Here is a 14,928-nt window from a genome sequence, read left to right on the forward strand (position 1 = left end):
CCTACTATTTATATAGTAGGATGATTTTTTTTAAGCCCCTTTTTTCATACAGCAAGCCTTATACTTTTTCCCACTACCACAAATACAAGGGTCATTTCTACCGACCTTCTTACTCGAACCTTTTGCTTTTCGTTTTTTATAACGCGTAGAAAGTCTCTGATTGAAAATTTGCTCCATTCGCTGATATAACTTCGGGTGTTTTTTCTCTAAAAGCATCGGACGTTCAAAGAAATATTCTGAAGCAACGGTCAAAAACTCAATTTGACTAGTCCCTCCGTATGGATTTATATCAGATTCATTAGAATGAATTTCACTAGTTTTCTGATGCATCAAATTGACCCAAGGTATAGCGTAAGATTTTTGTAGAAAAACTTCTGGCACTCCATCTGTATTTCCATCAGCCATATCTATTAAATGTACAAACTCATGGATACCGACATTCTTTTTATCTCTATCGTTTCTGAAACCTTCTCTTAATGCACCTTTAGAAAGTAGCATCTTATTTTTCAACTTACCAGTTCCCACCATACCTAAAACATGTCCATCTATATCTCCGACAAACTCTGTCTCATTCAAAGCAGATTCATGAATTAAAACCTCTTTTAGGTTAGGGTATTGCCAATCTGGATAACCAAAAATTGGGATTACTGCACTAGAAGCGACTAACATTCTGTCTAAGTCTTCAACAGTAGTATCTACTCCTTTTATTTTTACATGGCTTAGAAAGTATTTTACTTCTTGCTCAAATCTTTTCTTTTCCTCCTCTGTCAATTCTTGATAATATGATACTTCAGCTAATAGAATTTTTCTCCAATCTGATCGAAATGGAGCGCTTGTATCTAATTTCTTTTCTGTCTTTCCTAAAAGTTTTGAATAAATAAGATAAGCTAATCCTAAAAAAATAGCTGAGAAAAGAAGTAAGTAAAGTTCGTTTGTTTCCATTTAGACTAAAAGTTACGCTCTTAAAAAATAAATATGCCTCAAATTTAATTTAACTGACAACAAAAGTGAAATGTAAGTAGACTTCGCTAAAAAGATTATCATCAGACTAAAAAACGTAATACAAACCCTTAAAAAATATTAGTTAAGAAAAAATTAATCAATATTTTTTAAGGTAAAACACGCCTATACGGGCTAAATAAGCATGTTATGAAGAAAAACACATGTATTAATCTTTATTAAGGGAACTTTACAACCATTTCTAATTTTTCAGTGTCTTTATATTGAAATAATCATTAATACTAACTTCAATTAACTAACAAACGTACAATGAAAAAGCTATTATATCTCTTGTTATCTATTTTCATATTCGCTAGTTGTCAGAACGATAGCAAGCTCTCACTTATGAACAATATAGATGGTATTTATATAGGAACTTATCAATCAAAAAAAGAAAACTCCGAAATATCATTGACTCTTAAGGATGGGAGTTTTACTGAAAATTCGATTCAACGCTCTGAATTATCTACATCACGAGGTGAATTCCGATTGAATAAAAATCAGATGGAGTTTCATGTCCATTCATATTTATCCAATAATGAAAGTAATCCTAAGTTGGCATTGGAAGGTGCATGGAAAGCTGAATTAAGAAAAGGAAAGCTAGTCTTATCGAATGAACAAGGAGAAAAATACAAACTCTATAAGCAAATACAATAGCCTATAAGTTATTTCTATAGAAAAAATCCTAAACACACATTAACTTTCATTTGAAATTTCAGATATTGCAGTACTAGATAAGGGGTACTAGAACCAGTATTTGAATATGACAAACCAACGAACCTTCCTTTTACTTATTACTCTAATAGGACTAACGCTTGCAAATTGTGATGTAAAACCAAGTGAATCAAATATTGAAAACACTGTAAGAGACTATATTAAAACCTATCAAGAGCGTAAAAACTATAAAAAGTTCTTAAGTTTTTACTCAGACGAAATTGTATTTGAAGATATCCTAAATGGAAACAGAGCTATCGGGAAAGATAACTTCAAGCTGAATTTTGATTGGGAAAATCCTCACTTGGTACTCTTAACTTCTAAACCATATGAAGTGGAAGATTTGATCATTCAAAACAATCAGGCAACTATCACAGGGTATTTTAATCCATTTAAGTGGCATGACCAAAATATAGAAGCGATGTACTTTACTACAATTTTGACTTTTGATGAAGATCAAAAAATTGTAAAGCACGTAAATTGGGTAAATTACCCTCCTAGTCTTCTAAACTTAATTTCGAAGGGAAATGCTAACCTTTGGATTAACCAAAACTAAGATACCATTACTCAAAGAATTGAAAGGTATTGGAAGATGAAAGTTCTTCCAATACCTTTTTTTATTAAAATACCCTGCCTGTTACATATACAAAACACAAATTCTACAATTTTGGACCTTGTTTACAACCATTCACAACCTAATATTGTCTTAAGGATATACACTTACTCTTCATTTCAAATCAAAACTCAAATGCAAAAGCGCTTTCAAATTGTTTCTCTACTATTCTGCATTAGTTTATTTGCTTGTGACTTAGATGACGATGACAACGAGATTGAATTGTTTGGTCCTTCAGAAGAAGGAAGTACTCTCATCTTCGGACATTTCTTTGGTTTCTGTATTGGTGAATCTTGTATTGAAATTTTCAAACTTCAAAACGGATTATTGTTTGAAGATTCTTTAGACCTTTATCCAAACTCTAGTTCTCCATATGACGGTGAATACACTGTCCTAAGCAATGAAAAGTACCAAATTGCAAATGATTTATTCTTATCTTTTCCAACCGAATTACTCGATGAAACCGATACAATAATTGGAGCACCAGATGCTGCCGATGGAGGAGGTATTTATATTGAAGTCATTCAAGGCGGTAAAAGACGTTATTGGTTAATAGATCAAATGAAAAATAACATCCCCGAGTATCTACACCCTTTTATAGATGATGTAAACAATACAATCCAACAATTGCAATAACAAGGTTAAATCATAGATAAAGAAAAAGCCATTTCCGTTTTTGACAGAAATGGCTTCTTTATTTTAGATACAAAAAGTACTATTCAATGTTTGTAAACACGTTTTGTACATCTTCATCATCCTCAATTTTGTCAAGCATTTTCTCAATATCAACCAATTGCTCTTCAGTGAAAGAAACTGGTGAAGTTGGAATTCTTTGAAGGTTAGCTTTCTTTACCTCGATACTTAACTCTTCCAATGCTTTCTGAAGGTTATTGAAGTTTGTATAATCACCATAGATAATCACCAAACCTTCTTCTCCCTCTTCAATCTCGTCAAGACCTGCGTCGATAAGCTCAAGCTCTAATTCTTCAAGGTCCATTTCTTCTGTTTTTTCAAATTCAAAAACAGCTTTTCTAGAGAACATAAACTCTAGAGAACCCGAAGGAACCAATCCGCCTCCAGCTTTATTGAAGTAAGATTTTACGTTTGCTACAGTTCTATTCGAGTTGTCAGTAGCACACTCTACAAATACCAAAACACCATGAGGGCCTTTTCCTTCATAGTTCAACTCTACGAAGTTAGCGGCATCCTTTCCTGAAGCTCTCTTGATTGCTGCCTCAATCTTGTCTTTAGGCATGTTTTCAGCCTTCGCATTTTGGATTGCCGTACGAAGTTTCGAGTTCATGTCAGGATCTTCACCACCTTCTTTAGCAGCTACAGTAATGGCGTGTCCTAACTTAGGAAACAACTTAGACATCTTATCCCAGCGTTTCTCCTTTGCTGCACGACGATATTCAAATGCTCTTCCCATTATTTTTAACTTATATGTTTAGAATCTTATTGACTAAATTTTAAAAGATCAAATTTCTACATTTTTCCTAAAAATGACAATCTACTTGCTTTCTAAATGCCGTTTTTTCCTTCAATTCAAAAACAAAAATTTCTTAAGATCTGCTTTAAAGGCTTCAAATTCGTGTTAAGCGTATTTCAATTGAGATGATTATCTTTGCTTAAAATTATAAAAGATGGAAAACGTAACGGTAGAAGAAATCATGAAATCGTACCAAGTACGATTCCTAAAAGATAAAGCGGAAGGAAAAACGCTTTGCATTCAATTTGATATTAGTGGCGAAGGTGGAAAGGCTTTTACCTTACAAATTCAGAATGGTACTTTAGAAACAATTGAAGGACTAGAAGGGAACGCTGACTGTGTAATGTCTGCTACTGCTGAAAACTATATTCAACTCGAAACAGGTGTTCTTAACCCTGTCACGGCTATGTTTACAGGTAAAGTAAAGGCAAGCAATATGCTTAAAGTCACAGAATTCACCTCCCTCTTCAGAGGATTTGTTTCTGTAAAAAATGAAGGATTAATCTAAAAATAAAGCTCTTCAATTCGATTAATTGAAGAGCTTTATTTTTATAATTTATGATAGTATGTTATCTCAGTCTTTGTCCTTGATAAGCAATTCTTAAATTACATACAGCCAACAAAATGATAATCGGGATACATGCTATGTGTAATGCCTGAGGCAAGAATATAAAAGAAATAAGAACCAGAGCCTCAGAGACTGCTAAACCTGCAAAGAATTTTGGTTTTGATTTTCCCTTGAAAGCCCAAAATGCAGCTAAAAGATAAAGAGGATTTGCCCAAAGTAAATTCCAGTTTGTAACGGTAATATTGTGATCTGTGGCAAACCATAAAAGAGTTAATATTAACCCCACTATTCCAATTACCAAGAATAAAGTACCTTCTAGAATATATCTTTGACTTCCTTTTTTGAACAACAAAGCTTCAATCGATACTAAAACCAAACACAACAACCCAATCAATCTAAAAGGATAAGCTATAATTCCTGTAGGCTTTTTTAAGGGAGAAGCTTCATATAAGACTTTCTTAGACTTCACAAATGGTATTGTACCATTCTCGTCATTAGACAAGGTTGCCATACCAAATGCCTTTTCCATGTATTCTGGTAAAAACATAAAATCATCCAATTGAACGATATCATCAGTCTTTGAACCCAATGCTAAATCTATCCCGAAATCAGCCCAAGGAGAGTAAATGAGGTATTCATCTATTAAGTTTCTAAACGTTTTGCCTTCATCAGCAGGATCTTCATAAAACTTTAGCTTATCACCCAACACATCTTGAAATATATCTCTGATTTTAGTTGCACAATTGTCAAAAAAGAAATCATACTGATAGTATCTGTTTTCGGGCTTCAAATTGTTTTCTAAATACTCAAAAACAGCCTGCTTTTCTTCTTGACTAAGATTCAATTCTTGCTCAGAAACAGAACGGTCTCTTCTTATATAAGCTTTAACAAACCTTGAGTAATGATTTGGAGCAACTTTATAAGGTAGTTTTCCTGCAGTAAATTTCAAGTAGAAATTAGGTGTATCAAAATCAAAAACACCATAATTATAAACTATATCAAACTTACGTTCGGGGTCATAAACTCGCACTGCACTGTGCCCGAAAAGCGCATATAAATCTTCCCCACTCCCACAGGTGACCAAACTTATTTGTGCTTTTTCTGATAGCTGAATATAATTTGAAGCCTGTCCATTACTCATGAATGGAAAGACTAATAATGTCAGAATAAAAAGTATTCTCATTGCCATTGAATTCTAAAATTGAGGATTTCAGAAAGCAATATCACAAAAAATTGAAGGCTAAACAAAGTGAAAACTTTATAGCATTATCAATTAACATCTTATATCATTTATATTCATCTTGATACTGGACTTTATCAAGGAGTAGCTTAAACTCTTCAATCATCTTAAATTTAGTATGTTTTTCATAGGATGCATGACCACCCTTTTCTATCCAAACTAACTTAGATGCTGTCATTTTTTGATGTAGATCAAATGCATATCTTGGAGGGCATACCAAATCATAACGACCTTGCACTATAGTTGTAGGAACTTCTTTCAAATCAGAAAGCGATAAGCGTTCTAAAATGTAATTCTGATATGGGAAAAAACAAGAATGATAAAAGTAATGGACTTCCAATTGTGCAAAAGCCAAGAGTTCATCAGTAATAATCCATTCCTCTTTGGCACATTCAGAGCCTTCAAACATTGCTAAACGTACTTCCCAAAATATCCACCTTCTTGCAATTTCTTTTTTCTCATAGATGGGTTTATCACTCAAGCACAAATCATAATAATATTGTGAAATTAAATTGCTCGAAGAGTTAATAGCTTCCTCACTCCTGATATCGAAATATTTCCATTCTTCTGGATAAAATAGATTGGCGCCTTTATGGTAAAACCATTGGATTTCTTTATTGGTACCAAGGAATACTCCTCTTAGAAATAGCCCCCTTACATTCTCTGGATATTTTAATGCATAAGCAAGTGCTAAAGTACACCCCCAACTTCCTCCAAATAACACCCAATCTGTCAACCCTAAATATTCACGCAAGACATTGATATCTTCTACCAAATGCTGAATTGTATTTTCCTCCAAACAACCTAAAGGCTCACTTCTACCCGAACCCCGTTGATCCATCCCTATAACTCTGCACCTTTTCAGATCGAAATAACTATGGTAATTGTTGGGTAATCCCGCCCCCGGACCTCCATGCAAATACAGTACTGGTGTGCCTAATGGATTACCTACTTCTTCAAAATAAATTTGGTGTGTTGATGAAACTTTTAAGTAGCCTGATTCAAAACTAGCTGCCTTAACCATATTCTTCACGTTAAATGAGTCAGAATATAACTAACACAGACTAAGTCTGATAATCCTTGTAAGGAATCCCATCCTTTTACTTATTGAGTCCCCAACATTCGTTAATAAATCATGAATAAATAAAACTTCCTTGTTATTCTAATTGAGTTATCGCAATATTGCAATAAGAAAATGATCAGATATGGGAATTACGAAGAGCGAATATTTTACAGACAAGCAGAATGAGCTTGCTTCAGTTTTGAAAGTTTTAGGACATCCTGCTCGAATAGCAATATTGGAACACCTTATAACTTCAAAACAATGTATTTGTGGAGACTTGGTCGAAACAATGCCATTAGCTCAACCTACTATTTCTCAGCATTTGAAAGAATTGAAAAATGCAGGAATTATTCAAAGCAAGCTAAACGGTGGATCTGCTTATTACTGTATTAATGAAGAAAAATGGGATGAGATAAAATCGGTATTTAACCTCTTCATGGATCAGTATAATGATTGTAATTGTGAACTACCTAACAAATAATATATATGTACACCTCTATTAAAAACTACATCCAAGAGACTGAAAAGAATTTCGATTCAATCTCTGATGAAAGAAAAGGAATGCTTCTTCAAATCAGCGAGTATATCAAAGGAAGAGTAGCAGAAAATAAGACCACAAATTTGATCTATATCTGTACACACAACTCAAGAAGAAGTCACTTTGGGCAAATATGGGCACAAACAATGGCTGACTTCTACGGTGTTCCAAACGTAAAATCATTTTCTGGAGGTACAGAAGCTACAGCTTTCAATCCTAATGCAATTGCCGCTGTAAAAGAAGTTGGATTCAAAGTTGAAGCAACTACGGAAGGTGATAATCCAATCTACCATGTTTCATTTGATGATGAAGTAACTCCTATTGTTGCTTTTTCAAAAGTATATGATTCAGAACATAACCCAAATAAAGAGTTTGTCGCGATAATGACTTGTTCTTCAGCCGATCAAGGATGTCCAATAGTCTTTGGTTCGGATCTAAGAATGGCAACAACTTATGATGACCCAAAAGCATTTGACAATACACCTCAACAAGCAGAAAAATATGCGGAGAGATGTTTTCAAATCGCCACTGAAATCGCATTTGTATTTAAAAACGTAGCAAACAACTAAAAATATGAGAACTACAAAATCTGTAGCAGCCCCTGCCAAAAAGAAGATGGCATTTTTCGAAAGATACCTTAGTATATGGGTAGCTTTGGGCATTATTGGAGGTATTTTGATTGGAGAAGTAGCAGGTGACTCTATCCAAGTATTAAGTGATCTCAACTTATTCGGAATTAACTTGCCTGTAGCCATCCTTGTTTGGTTGATGATTTACCCAATGATGGTACAAATCGACTTTGACAGTGTGAAAAATCTTGGAGAATTCAAGAAAGGTTTAGCGCTAACATTGATCGTAAACTGGGTAATTAAGCCATTTAGTATGGCATTCTTTGCATGGATATTCTTTGACAACTTATATAGTGCATGGATTACTCCTGCTGATGCAGAACAATATATTGCGGGTGCAATTTTGCTAGGTGCAGCACCTTGTACAGCTATGGTATTTGTTTGGTCTTACCTTACTGATGGTAACCCAGCATATACCTTGGTTCAAGTTTCTATAAACGACTTATTGATTTTGATTCTATTTATTCCAATCGTCGGCTTGTTGTTAGGCGTATCAGGAATAGAAATCCCTTACAATACATTATTTACTTCTGTTGCTTTATTTGTAGTAATCCCTCTTATCGCAGGATATATCTCAAATAAAGTCTTGATCAAGAAACATGGAGAAACATGGTTTAAAGAAGTTTTCCTTCCAAAACTAAAACCTTTCTCTATCATCGCTTTGCTTTCAACTTTGGTATTACTTTTTGCATTCCAAGGTAAAACAATCTTAGCAAACCCAATGGTCATTTTATTGATTGCTGTACCATTGACAATTCAAACGTACTTTATCTTCTTCTTGAGTTGGTTTGCAGGTAAGAAAGCAAATTTATCACATGAGCTTTTAGCACCATCAACTATGATTGGAGCAAGTAACTTCTTTGAGTTAGCCGTGGCTGTTGCTATTGCATTGTTTGGCTTAAACTCAGGAGCGGCTCTAACAACAGTAGTCGGAGTACTTACAGAAGTTCCAGTAATGCTTTCGCTAGTATACTTAGCGAATAAATGGAGAAAGTAAGGTCAAAAAAGATTTTATATACAAGCAGTATTTTCGAAAGTCCTATCTGTTTTACAGTGGGACTTTTTTTATAAACTCTTCCCTTCTACAATTTTTTCATAGATAGTATAGAAAAGATTACTCGGATCGAATGGTTTCGTGATGTATCCATTCATACCATATTCATATACTTTTTTACGAACTTCCAATAATGCAGAAGCAGTCAACGCTAAGACAGGTATCTCTTTGTACTTACCATCCAATCCTCTAATTCTCTGAGTTGCTTCATAGCCATCCATTTCTGGCATCTGTAAATCCATCAGTACAATATCGTAAGGTCTCTCTTGAATTCGCTCTACCGCCTGAATACCATTCTCTGCATGAGAAACATTGCAACCCCAAACTTGAAGAAATTGTGTGGCTATGTCTGTATTGAAAGGATTGTCTTCTACTAACAAAACCTCTGTTCCGTCTAAGCCCTTAAAATCTATACTTTCATTATTCTTGAGTTCTTCAACGGTCTTATTACTCTTCTTAAATCTGATCGTAAAATAGAATGTTGATCCTTCTCCTTCGATACTTTCTACATATATCTGACTTCCTTGCGCCTTCAAAATGTGCATACAGATAGCCAAACCTAGCCCAGAGCCACCATACTTTCTACTTGTACTACTATCTGCCTGTGAAAAGCTATCAAATATTTTCCCCAATTTATTCTCTGGAATTCCAATACCTGTATCTTTCACCCTGAAGTGATAAACTAAGATATTCTCTAAATCTTTTACTTTTTCAATCCCTAAAGTCACCGTCCCTTTTTCAGTAAACTTGATGGCATTTCCTATCAAGTTATTAAGAACTTGTACAAGCCTTGTGGAATCACCTTTCAAAATCTCCAACTCATTATCATCTACCTGTAACTCCATATTCACCCCTTTTTCATTGGCTTTTGTCAGCCAAGTATTCATCAGATTGTCAACAACCTCTGCCAAATCAAAATCAACTTCCTCTAGATCAAGCTTCCCAGCCTCAATTCTATTGTAGTCTAGGATATCATTAATAATCGCCATCAAATTTTCAGAAGAAAACTTCAGGGTTCGAAGATTTCTCATTTGCCTTTCCAATGGTTCACTCTGAATCAATAGATTCACGATACCTACAACCCCATTTAAAGGAGTTCTAATTTCATGTGACATAGCAGAAAGAAAGTCTGTTTTAGCACGCATAGCTTTTTCTGCATTGTCTTTAGCTGTCATTAACTGCTGATTGAGAATACGCATTTTACCAAGAGTACTCTCCAATTCGTTGGTACGCTCCCTAACTTTCTTCTCAAGGTTTGTATTTGCTTCTACAAGTTCTTGGTTTAACTCATATAGCTCTAATGATTTCATTTCGATGATCTGTTCGGCTTTCTTACGCGCCAACCGCTCTCTTTTCAAGGTATTTTGTAGTGACTCATACTTTGCTTTCCAGTCCATCGTGTACAGATTATTTTGGGTTAATTTAATTGCAGTGAAAATCAATAAAGTTGACTAATATCTATGTATTAGACCATCTTGATTAAAAATCGCACTCGACTTCCATCTTCAAATACTTCTGTTTTTAAATCAATTTCAGTATTAAAGAACTCAGATGCCCCAGTGATTAATCCCTCTGCCAATGCTGACATTCTTCGATCTGAAAAATAAACTAATTCAAATGTGCCATCATCAAGATAATTGGAAGTAAAAGTAGGAAGCTCCGCGTCAGGATATAGCTTTTGTACTTCTCTATGAATGTAGATTTCAATTTGGGTGAGAAATGAAAATAGGTTTGTTTCTCCTGTAAAAAAGTGAGGATAGACTTTTGTAAAAACTTCAAACAAATGTCTTCCAAAAATACGAAGCAATTGATCGACCTCCATGCCAACTTCTTTACTCAAATTCATCAAAAGGCTAACCATTTCGGCATGAGAATATGTACCCACTGCTGTATAAACTCCATTTGATGGTAATGCAGAGGTTTGAATAACTCTATCAGCAATATCAAAACCGAACTTTTCCTCTACCATTTCGATGAATTCTGTAAAAACAATGCCTTTCATTTTTTGACTTTAGATTTTGGGTGAAATGAATTAATAAGCTAAAAGATACGAAGACAGTCGAAAAGAAAATTGGAGCATTTCGATAAGTCCGTTTAGTCGATGTAATAAAAAAAAGAGAAAATGAATTGCTTCAATTTCTCTTCTCTTCTTAAAACTTATACTTGTGCTACATCAGCTTATTAACATTTAAAAGTATCTTATTTTTATTCAAAAAATCTAAGGTTACAGCTTTAAAAGTTGAAATAAGCCTTGAGTAATATTTTCATTGAAAAACAACTAACAACAACCACCTCCATCATAGAAAAAAGTAGAGTCTGAAATATGAATTTCTTGATGGTTTAAATCTTTAAGTGCTTGTGCTGTTTTATCACAAACTGACAACGGTTGGTTTTGAAGTAACACATGTCCTTTTTTATCATCGAAAAAGTCTTCATTTCCATAATAAATAGCGGTCTTACCCGTAAAAATACATGGACCATCAGAAGGCATAGGATCTTTTATCGCACAGATTTCTACACTTTCTATGAAAATATTCTCTTGAGTATCATAATGATTTGGACTCAAAATACGGTACGGACGTTTAGCTCTTACTTCTACAGTGCCGAAACCACAATCTGTTATCATCTTAAGGTAGTCTTTCAAAGGTAAAGAACCACTCAAACAAAGAGCTCTCAAGCGTTCATCTTCCTTTAAATTCTCTGGCATTTTCTGCTCACAAATAGGGTCTGAAAGCACCAACCTTCCGTGGGGTTTCAATACACGATACATTTCTTGAAGTGCTTTTTTCAAATCCTCTTCCTTAAAAATATTGAAAAGACAATTTTGAGCAGCAACATCAATAGAGGCATCTTCAATGGGTAAAGCTAAAGCATCCCCTTTTCGAAGATCAACGAAATCTTTTTCAAACCAAGAGTTTTGCTTTTCTGCTTCTTCAAAGTTTTTTGCAGAAGCTTCTAGCATTTCATCAACTACATCCACTCCGATTACCCCTCCTTTTTTTCTACTGAAATATGAGAATTGGAGTAACTCCATTCCACCACCTACACCTACATACAAAATGTTAGGTGTATTTACTAAATCTCGTGGATGGACAGTAGAACCGCAACCGTAGTTCATTTCGAGCATACGAGTCGGGATTTCTAATTCTGGTAACTTCCAGATTGGTGTTGTCGTACAGCACAATCCTATTTGCGGATTTTCAGCAGCTTCTTTATATACGTTTTCGGTTACTTTTAAATATGTCATAGCTCAAAAAAAGATTAGCTCATGAGCAAAGGTTGAATCAATATTTTTGCTCCTTTTTTCTAAAAATACCGCTTATGATAGATTTTCACAGGTTTTTGAATTTTTTTATGAGAAACACCTCCTAATTTTCAATTAAACCTGCTATCGAATAAGAATTTAGATTCATGTTAGAGACGTTTAAGAGGATTAGAAAGCAATCAGTGGGCCTTTGTCAATCATTAAAGATTGAAGACCTTGTTATGCAACTGTCGGAAGAAGTTCGCTCACCCAAATGGCATTTAGGACATACTACGTGGTATTTTGAAAAATATCTTTTGACAAATTATATAGAAAACTATAAACCTTATCATCCTTTATTTGAATATACTTTTAGAGATACGCCAAAAACTATATTTGCTCAAGACCAAGAAATTCAAGAAAGTGCAAGTAATCGACCTACCCTCGAAAATGTCTTACAATACAGAAAGTATGTAGAACTGCATATGAGTGGGTTAATTCTGGAATATGCAGAAGACAAGCACTTTAAGCATATTCTAAATGAAGCGATACATCATGAGTTGAAACATCAGGAGCTAATGATGACGAACTTGAAGACGATCATGGCTTCAAACCCTCTATTGCCCGAATATTCGGAAATGATTCCTACTTGGGAAAAAAGAGCTAATTACGATATCAAGTGGATTGAAGTACCAGAAGGTGTTTATCAAATTGGACATCAAAGCGATGACTTCTCTTATGATAATGAAACAGGGGTTCATAAAACTTTTTTACATGCTTACAGAATTCAAGACCGCCTTGTAACTAACAGAGAATATCTAGAATTTATGGCTGACGATGGTTACAAAAGGGAAGACCTTTGGTTAAAAGACGGTTGGAGTTGGGTGACAAAATACAAGGTAAAAGCACCATTATACTGGTTAAAAATGCATGACAAGTGGAAATATTACACCATGTATGGGCTCAGAAATATTGATCTTGATCTACCAGTTACACATATCAGTTTCTACGAAGCAGAGGCATTTGCACGATGGAAAGGGCTAAGACTTCCGTCCGAATTCGAATGGGAGGTTGCTTGTCAGTTACACACTCCTTCTTGCCCAAGCAATACTAATTTTTTAGATCATAAAAGATTTATTCCAGTAGGAGAAAACGGGCACGCTCACTTTTGGGGAGATGCTTGGGAGTGGACAAATAGTGCTTTTCTGGCTTACCCATTTAAAGAAAATAAAGAATTGACCTCAACTGAGAATCCTTCACGTCAATTGGGCAATAAAATTGTTTTAAGAGGAGGTTCTTGTCTTACACCTAAATCACACATCAGACTTACGTATAGAAACTACTCATTTCCTGAAAAACGATGGATTTTCAATGGCATCCGATTAGCTGAATCGATGTAAACCATACTTCATATATTGTTCAAAACCACAATTAAGTAAAGATTATAACCTGTTGAGTGATATAAAACTTCATTTGACATACCCAATTCTTGTAACACCTCATACCTTGTAATATCTTTGATTAAATTGAAAGGGTAATTATAATTACAAAAAGATCTATATTATCATTTTAAACAATTAGCTCTCTAATTGATTTACAAACAGTGTATTTGTCTTTGCTAATTTCTATTACTTTACATATACCTATTGTACATAACCAAAAATTCTTTGACTGAATGAAGAATTTCACTTTCATTTTAATCACTTTTTTACTTTCTATTCAAAACTTACAAGCTCAGAAACTTGAACAGACATGGTTAGGGAACGTCATTGGAGTTAATGACACGATCAAGTGGGTGGGATACGATCCTCTGTACGTTGAAGATTACTCCCAACATTGGACTGTTCGTCTGATTAGCACCTACAAAAACAATTCTTTCGAGGTTTTAAATCGGAACACCGAAGGGGCAATGTATCGCATAAAATATAGTCCTGTTGCACCTTACAGTGTAGGTATAGGTTTAAATCACAAATGGATTGGCTTCAATGCTAGTTTTACGCTATCCGAAGGACAGGATGGATTAAAAGATACAAGTAAACAGCTTGATTTAATTACTCGAATCTACGGTAGAAAAATTGGAGGTGAATTCCGTATTCAATACTTCAATAAACACAAAGCAATAATATCCCCTCTCGAGAATCAACAAGACATAAACCTATCTGGAATACCATTTTTCAACAGTATTTTCGTAACAGGTAATGCCATGTATGTATTCAATCAGACTACATATTCATATATGGGAAGTATCACTCAAACCCAATGGCAGAAACAGAGTTCTGGATCGTGGTTAGTTGGTGGCTTATGGGATTACCACATCCTTTGGAATCATTCTACAACAAGCTCTGATGACCTAAAACAATTGAACCTCCGAAATAATCATTACCTTTCAATTGGCGTAACAGGAGGATACGGACATACTTTTGTTTTTAAGAAACACTTTTATGTAGGTGGAACATTTATGGCTGGCCCTAGTGTAAGTAATGTTTTTCAGTCTGATCTAATAAATGGCGACCGAAACGATCATTTTCTTCGTCCAAGCCTCATGTCTATAGGTCGAATAGGAATAGGATATAATAGTGATATTTACTTTGCAGGCATTCAAGGTATTTATCAGAGTAATGTAATCTTTTGGGAAAATCAAGACCCTAGATATCGTTCAGGCTATCTAAGAATAGCTGTTGGACGTCGTTTTAATTGGGAAGCTAAAAGTAAAGTGCTCAAAGGAATTGGACTGCATTAATGTGTTATCTATTTGAAACGACTGATTCAATACTACC

General features: G+C 34.6%; 16 protein-coding genes. 9 read left to right on the forward strand and 7 right to left on the reverse strand.

All coding sequences use genetic code 11. From position 1 onward, the window contains the following. Positions 1-30 precede the first annotated feature (30 nt). Positions 31-942: a M90 family metallopeptidase gene (locus tag BC781_RS25720; protein ID WP_109617959.1), complete on the reverse strand. Its 912-nt coding sequence runs from the start codon at positions 940-942 to the stop codon at positions 31-33. Positions 943-1,269: 327 nt separating this feature from the next. Between BC781_RS25720 and BC781_RS07820 the strand changes: the two genes are divergently transcribed. The 3 genes from BC781_RS07820 (at position 1,270) to BC781_RS07830 (ending at position 2,962) form a co-directional block, all read left to right on the forward strand. Further along, positions 1,270-1,656, forward strand: coding sequence for a hypothetical protein (locus tag BC781_RS07820; RefSeq protein WP_146201647.1), 387 nt, complete (start codon positions 1,270-1,272; stop codon positions 1,654-1,656). Between the two features lie 106 nt (positions 1,657-1,762). Then, entirely contained in the window at positions 1,763-2,269 is a 507-nt protein-coding gene (locus BC781_RS07825; protein ID WP_109616685.1) for a nuclear transport factor 2 family protein, read from the forward strand. Positions 2,270-2,461: 192 nt separating this feature from the next. After that, positions 2,462-2,962 carry a hypothetical protein gene (locus BC781_RS07830; protein WP_109616686.1) on the forward strand — a complete coding sequence of 167 codons (501 nt, stop codon included), beginning with the start codon at positions 2,462-2,464 and terminating at the stop codon, positions 2,960-2,962. Positions 2,963-3,041: 79 nt separating this feature from the next. On the opposite strand, the gene BC781_RS07835 is transcribed toward BC781_RS07830, so the two are convergent. Continuing rightward, positions 3,042-3,755, reverse strand: coding sequence for a YebC/PmpR family DNA-binding transcriptional regulator (locus BC781_RS07835; protein ID WP_109616687.1), 714 nt, complete (start codon positions 3,753-3,755; stop codon positions 3,042-3,044). A gap of 214 nt (positions 3,756-3,969) precedes the next feature. On the opposite strand from BC781_RS07835, the gene BC781_RS07840 reads away from it, so the two are divergent. Beyond that, a complete protein-coding gene (locus tag BC781_RS07840; protein WP_109616688.1) occupies positions 3,970-4,323 on the forward strand; it encodes an SCP2 sterol-binding domain-containing protein in 354 nt (117 codons plus the stop codon). A 61-nt stretch (positions 4,324-4,384) separates the two neighbouring features. Here the strand turns inward: BC781_RS07840 and BC781_RS07845 are convergent, their stop codons facing one another. Together BC781_RS07845 and pip are read right to left on the reverse strand one after the other, a co-directional pair. Beyond that, positions 4,385-5,566 (reverse strand): Lnb N-terminal periplasmic domain-containing protein, encoded by a 1,182-nt coding sequence (locus BC781_RS07845; RefSeq protein WP_158281421.1) that lies wholly within the window; start codon positions 5,564-5,566, stop codon positions 4,385-4,387. A gap of 103 nt (positions 5,567-5,669) precedes the next feature. Beyond that, positions 5,670-6,647, reverse strand: a complete 978-nt coding sequence (gene pip / locus BC781_RS07850) for a prolyl aminopeptidase (protein ID WP_109616690.1) — start codon at positions 6,645-6,647, stop codon at positions 5,670-5,672. A gap of 181 nt (positions 6,648-6,828) precedes the next feature. On the opposite strand from pip, the gene BC781_RS07855 reads away from it, so the two are divergent. From BC781_RS07855 to arsB, 3 genes are read left to right on the forward strand one after another with little or no spacing between them, the layout of a single operon-like run. After that, positions 6,829-7,167: an ArsR/SmtB family transcription factor gene (locus tag BC781_RS07855; protein ID WP_109616691.1), complete on the forward strand. Its 339-nt coding sequence runs from the start codon at positions 6,829-6,831 to the stop codon at positions 7,165-7,167. Positions 7,168-7,172: 5 nt separating this feature from the next. Next, on the forward strand, positions 7,173-7,793 hold the full coding sequence (locus tag BC781_RS07860; protein ID WP_109616692.1) for an arsenate-mycothiol transferase ArsC: 621 nt from the start codon (positions 7,173-7,175) through the stop codon (positions 7,791-7,793). A gap of 4 nt (positions 7,794-7,797) precedes the next feature. After that, positions 7,798-8,850 carry an ACR3 family arsenite efflux transporter gene (gene arsB, locus BC781_RS07865; protein ID WP_109616693.1) on the forward strand — a complete coding sequence of 351 codons (1,053 nt, stop codon included), beginning with the start codon at positions 7,798-7,800 and terminating at the stop codon, positions 8,848-8,850. A gap of 68 nt (positions 8,851-8,918) precedes the next feature. Here the strand turns inward: arsB and BC781_RS07870 are convergent, their stop codons facing one another. The 3 genes from BC781_RS07870 to arsM all read right to left on the reverse strand — a co-directional run bounded on the left by BC781_RS07870 (position 8,919) and on the right by arsM (position 12,154). Then, on the reverse strand, positions 8,919-10,304 hold the full coding sequence (locus tag BC781_RS07870) for a response regulator (RefSeq protein WP_109616694.1): 1,386 nt from the start codon (positions 10,302-10,304) through the stop codon (positions 8,919-8,921). A 68-nt stretch (positions 10,305-10,372) separates the two neighbouring features. Continuing rightward, on the reverse strand, positions 10,373-10,909 hold the full coding sequence (locus tag BC781_RS07875; protein WP_109616695.1) for a heme NO-binding domain-containing protein: 537 nt from the start codon (positions 10,907-10,909) through the stop codon (positions 10,373-10,375). A gap of 276 nt (positions 10,910-11,185) precedes the next feature. Further along, positions 11,186-12,154, reverse strand: coding sequence for an arsenosugar biosynthesis arsenite methyltransferase ArsM (arsM, locus tag BC781_RS07880; RefSeq protein WP_109616696.1), 969 nt, complete (start codon positions 12,152-12,154; stop codon positions 11,186-11,188). A gap of 164 nt (positions 12,155-12,318) precedes the next feature. Between arsM and egtB the strand changes: the two genes are divergently transcribed. Continuing rightward, a complete protein-coding gene (gene egtB, locus BC781_RS07885) occupies positions 12,319-13,551 on the forward strand; it encodes an ergothioneine biosynthesis protein EgtB (RefSeq protein ID WP_109616697.1) in 1,233 nt (410 codons plus the stop codon). Positions 13,552-13,826: 275 nt separating this feature from the next. Next, entirely contained in the window at positions 13,827-14,891 is a 1,065-nt protein-coding gene (locus BC781_RS07890; protein ID WP_109616698.1) for a DUF4421 family protein, read from the forward strand. Positions 14,892-14,928 lie beyond the last annotated feature (37 nt).

Origin of the sequence: Sediminitomix flava (assembly GCF_003149185.1) — a bacterium.
GTDB lineage: Bacteria > Bacteroidota > Bacteroidia > Cytophagales > Flammeovirgaceae > Sediminitomix > Sediminitomix flava.

What these genes read in the sequence shown, in the direction of transcription:
- BC781_RS07840 (WP_109616688.1), top strand. Translation starts at nt 3,970, where the DNA reads ATGGAAAACGTAACGGTAGAAGAAATCATGAAATCGTACCAAGTACGA.
- BC781_RS07870 (WP_109616694.1), bottom strand. Translation starts at nt 10,304, where the DNA reads ATGGACTGGAAAGCAAAGTATGAGTCACTACAAAATACCTTGAAAAGA.
- BC781_RS07890 (WP_109616698.1), top strand. Translation starts at nt 13,827, where the DNA reads ATGAAGAATTTCACTTTCATTTTAATCACTTTTTTACTTTCTATTCAA.
- BC781_RS07830 (WP_109616686.1), top strand. Translation starts at nt 2,462, where the DNA reads ATGCAAAAGCGCTTTCAAATTGTTTCTCTACTATTCTGCATTAGTTTA.
- BC781_RS07835 (WP_109616687.1), bottom strand. Translation starts at nt 3,755, where the DNA reads ATGGGAAGAGCATTTGAATATCGTCGTGCAGCAAAGGAGAAACGCTGG.
- pip (WP_109616690.1), bottom strand. Translation starts at nt 6,647, where the DNA reads ATGGTTAAGGCAGCTAGTTTTGAATCAGGCTACTTAAAAGTTTCATCA.
- BC781_RS07820 (WP_146201647.1), top strand. Translation starts at nt 1,270, where the DNA reads ATGAAAAAGCTATTATATCTCTTGTTATCTATTTTCATATTCGCTAGT.
- BC781_RS07825 (WP_109616685.1), top strand. Translation starts at nt 1,763, where the DNA reads ATGACAAACCAACGAACCTTCCTTTTACTTATTACTCTAATAGGACTA.
- arsB (WP_109616693.1), top strand. Translation starts at nt 7,798, where the DNA reads ATGAGAACTACAAAATCTGTAGCAGCCCCTGCCAAAAAGAAGATGGCA.
- BC781_RS07860 (WP_109616692.1), top strand. Translation starts at nt 7,173, where the DNA reads ATGTACACCTCTATTAAAAACTACATCCAAGAGACTGAAAAGAATTTC.
- BC781_RS25720 (WP_109617959.1), bottom strand. Translation starts at nt 942, where the DNA reads ATGGAAACAAACGAACTTTACTTACTTCTTTTCTCAGCTATTTTTTTA.
- egtB (WP_109616697.1), top strand. Translation starts at nt 12,319, where the DNA reads ATGTTAGAGACGTTTAAGAGGATTAGAAAGCAATCAGTGGGCCTTTGT.
- BC781_RS07845 (WP_158281421.1), bottom strand. Translation starts at nt 5,566, where the DNA reads ATGAGAATACTTTTTATTCTGACATTATTAGTCTTTCCATTCATGAGT.
- BC781_RS07875 (WP_109616695.1), bottom strand. Translation starts at nt 10,909, where the DNA reads ATGAAAGGCATTGTTTTTACAGAATTCATCGAAATGGTAGAGGAAAAG.
- arsM (WP_109616696.1), bottom strand. Translation starts at nt 12,154, where the DNA reads ATGACATATTTAAAAGTAACCGAAAACGTATATAAAGAAGCTGCTGAA.
- BC781_RS07855 (WP_109616691.1), top strand. Translation starts at nt 6,829, where the DNA reads ATGGGAATTACGAAGAGCGAATATTTTACAGACAAGCAGAATGAGCTT.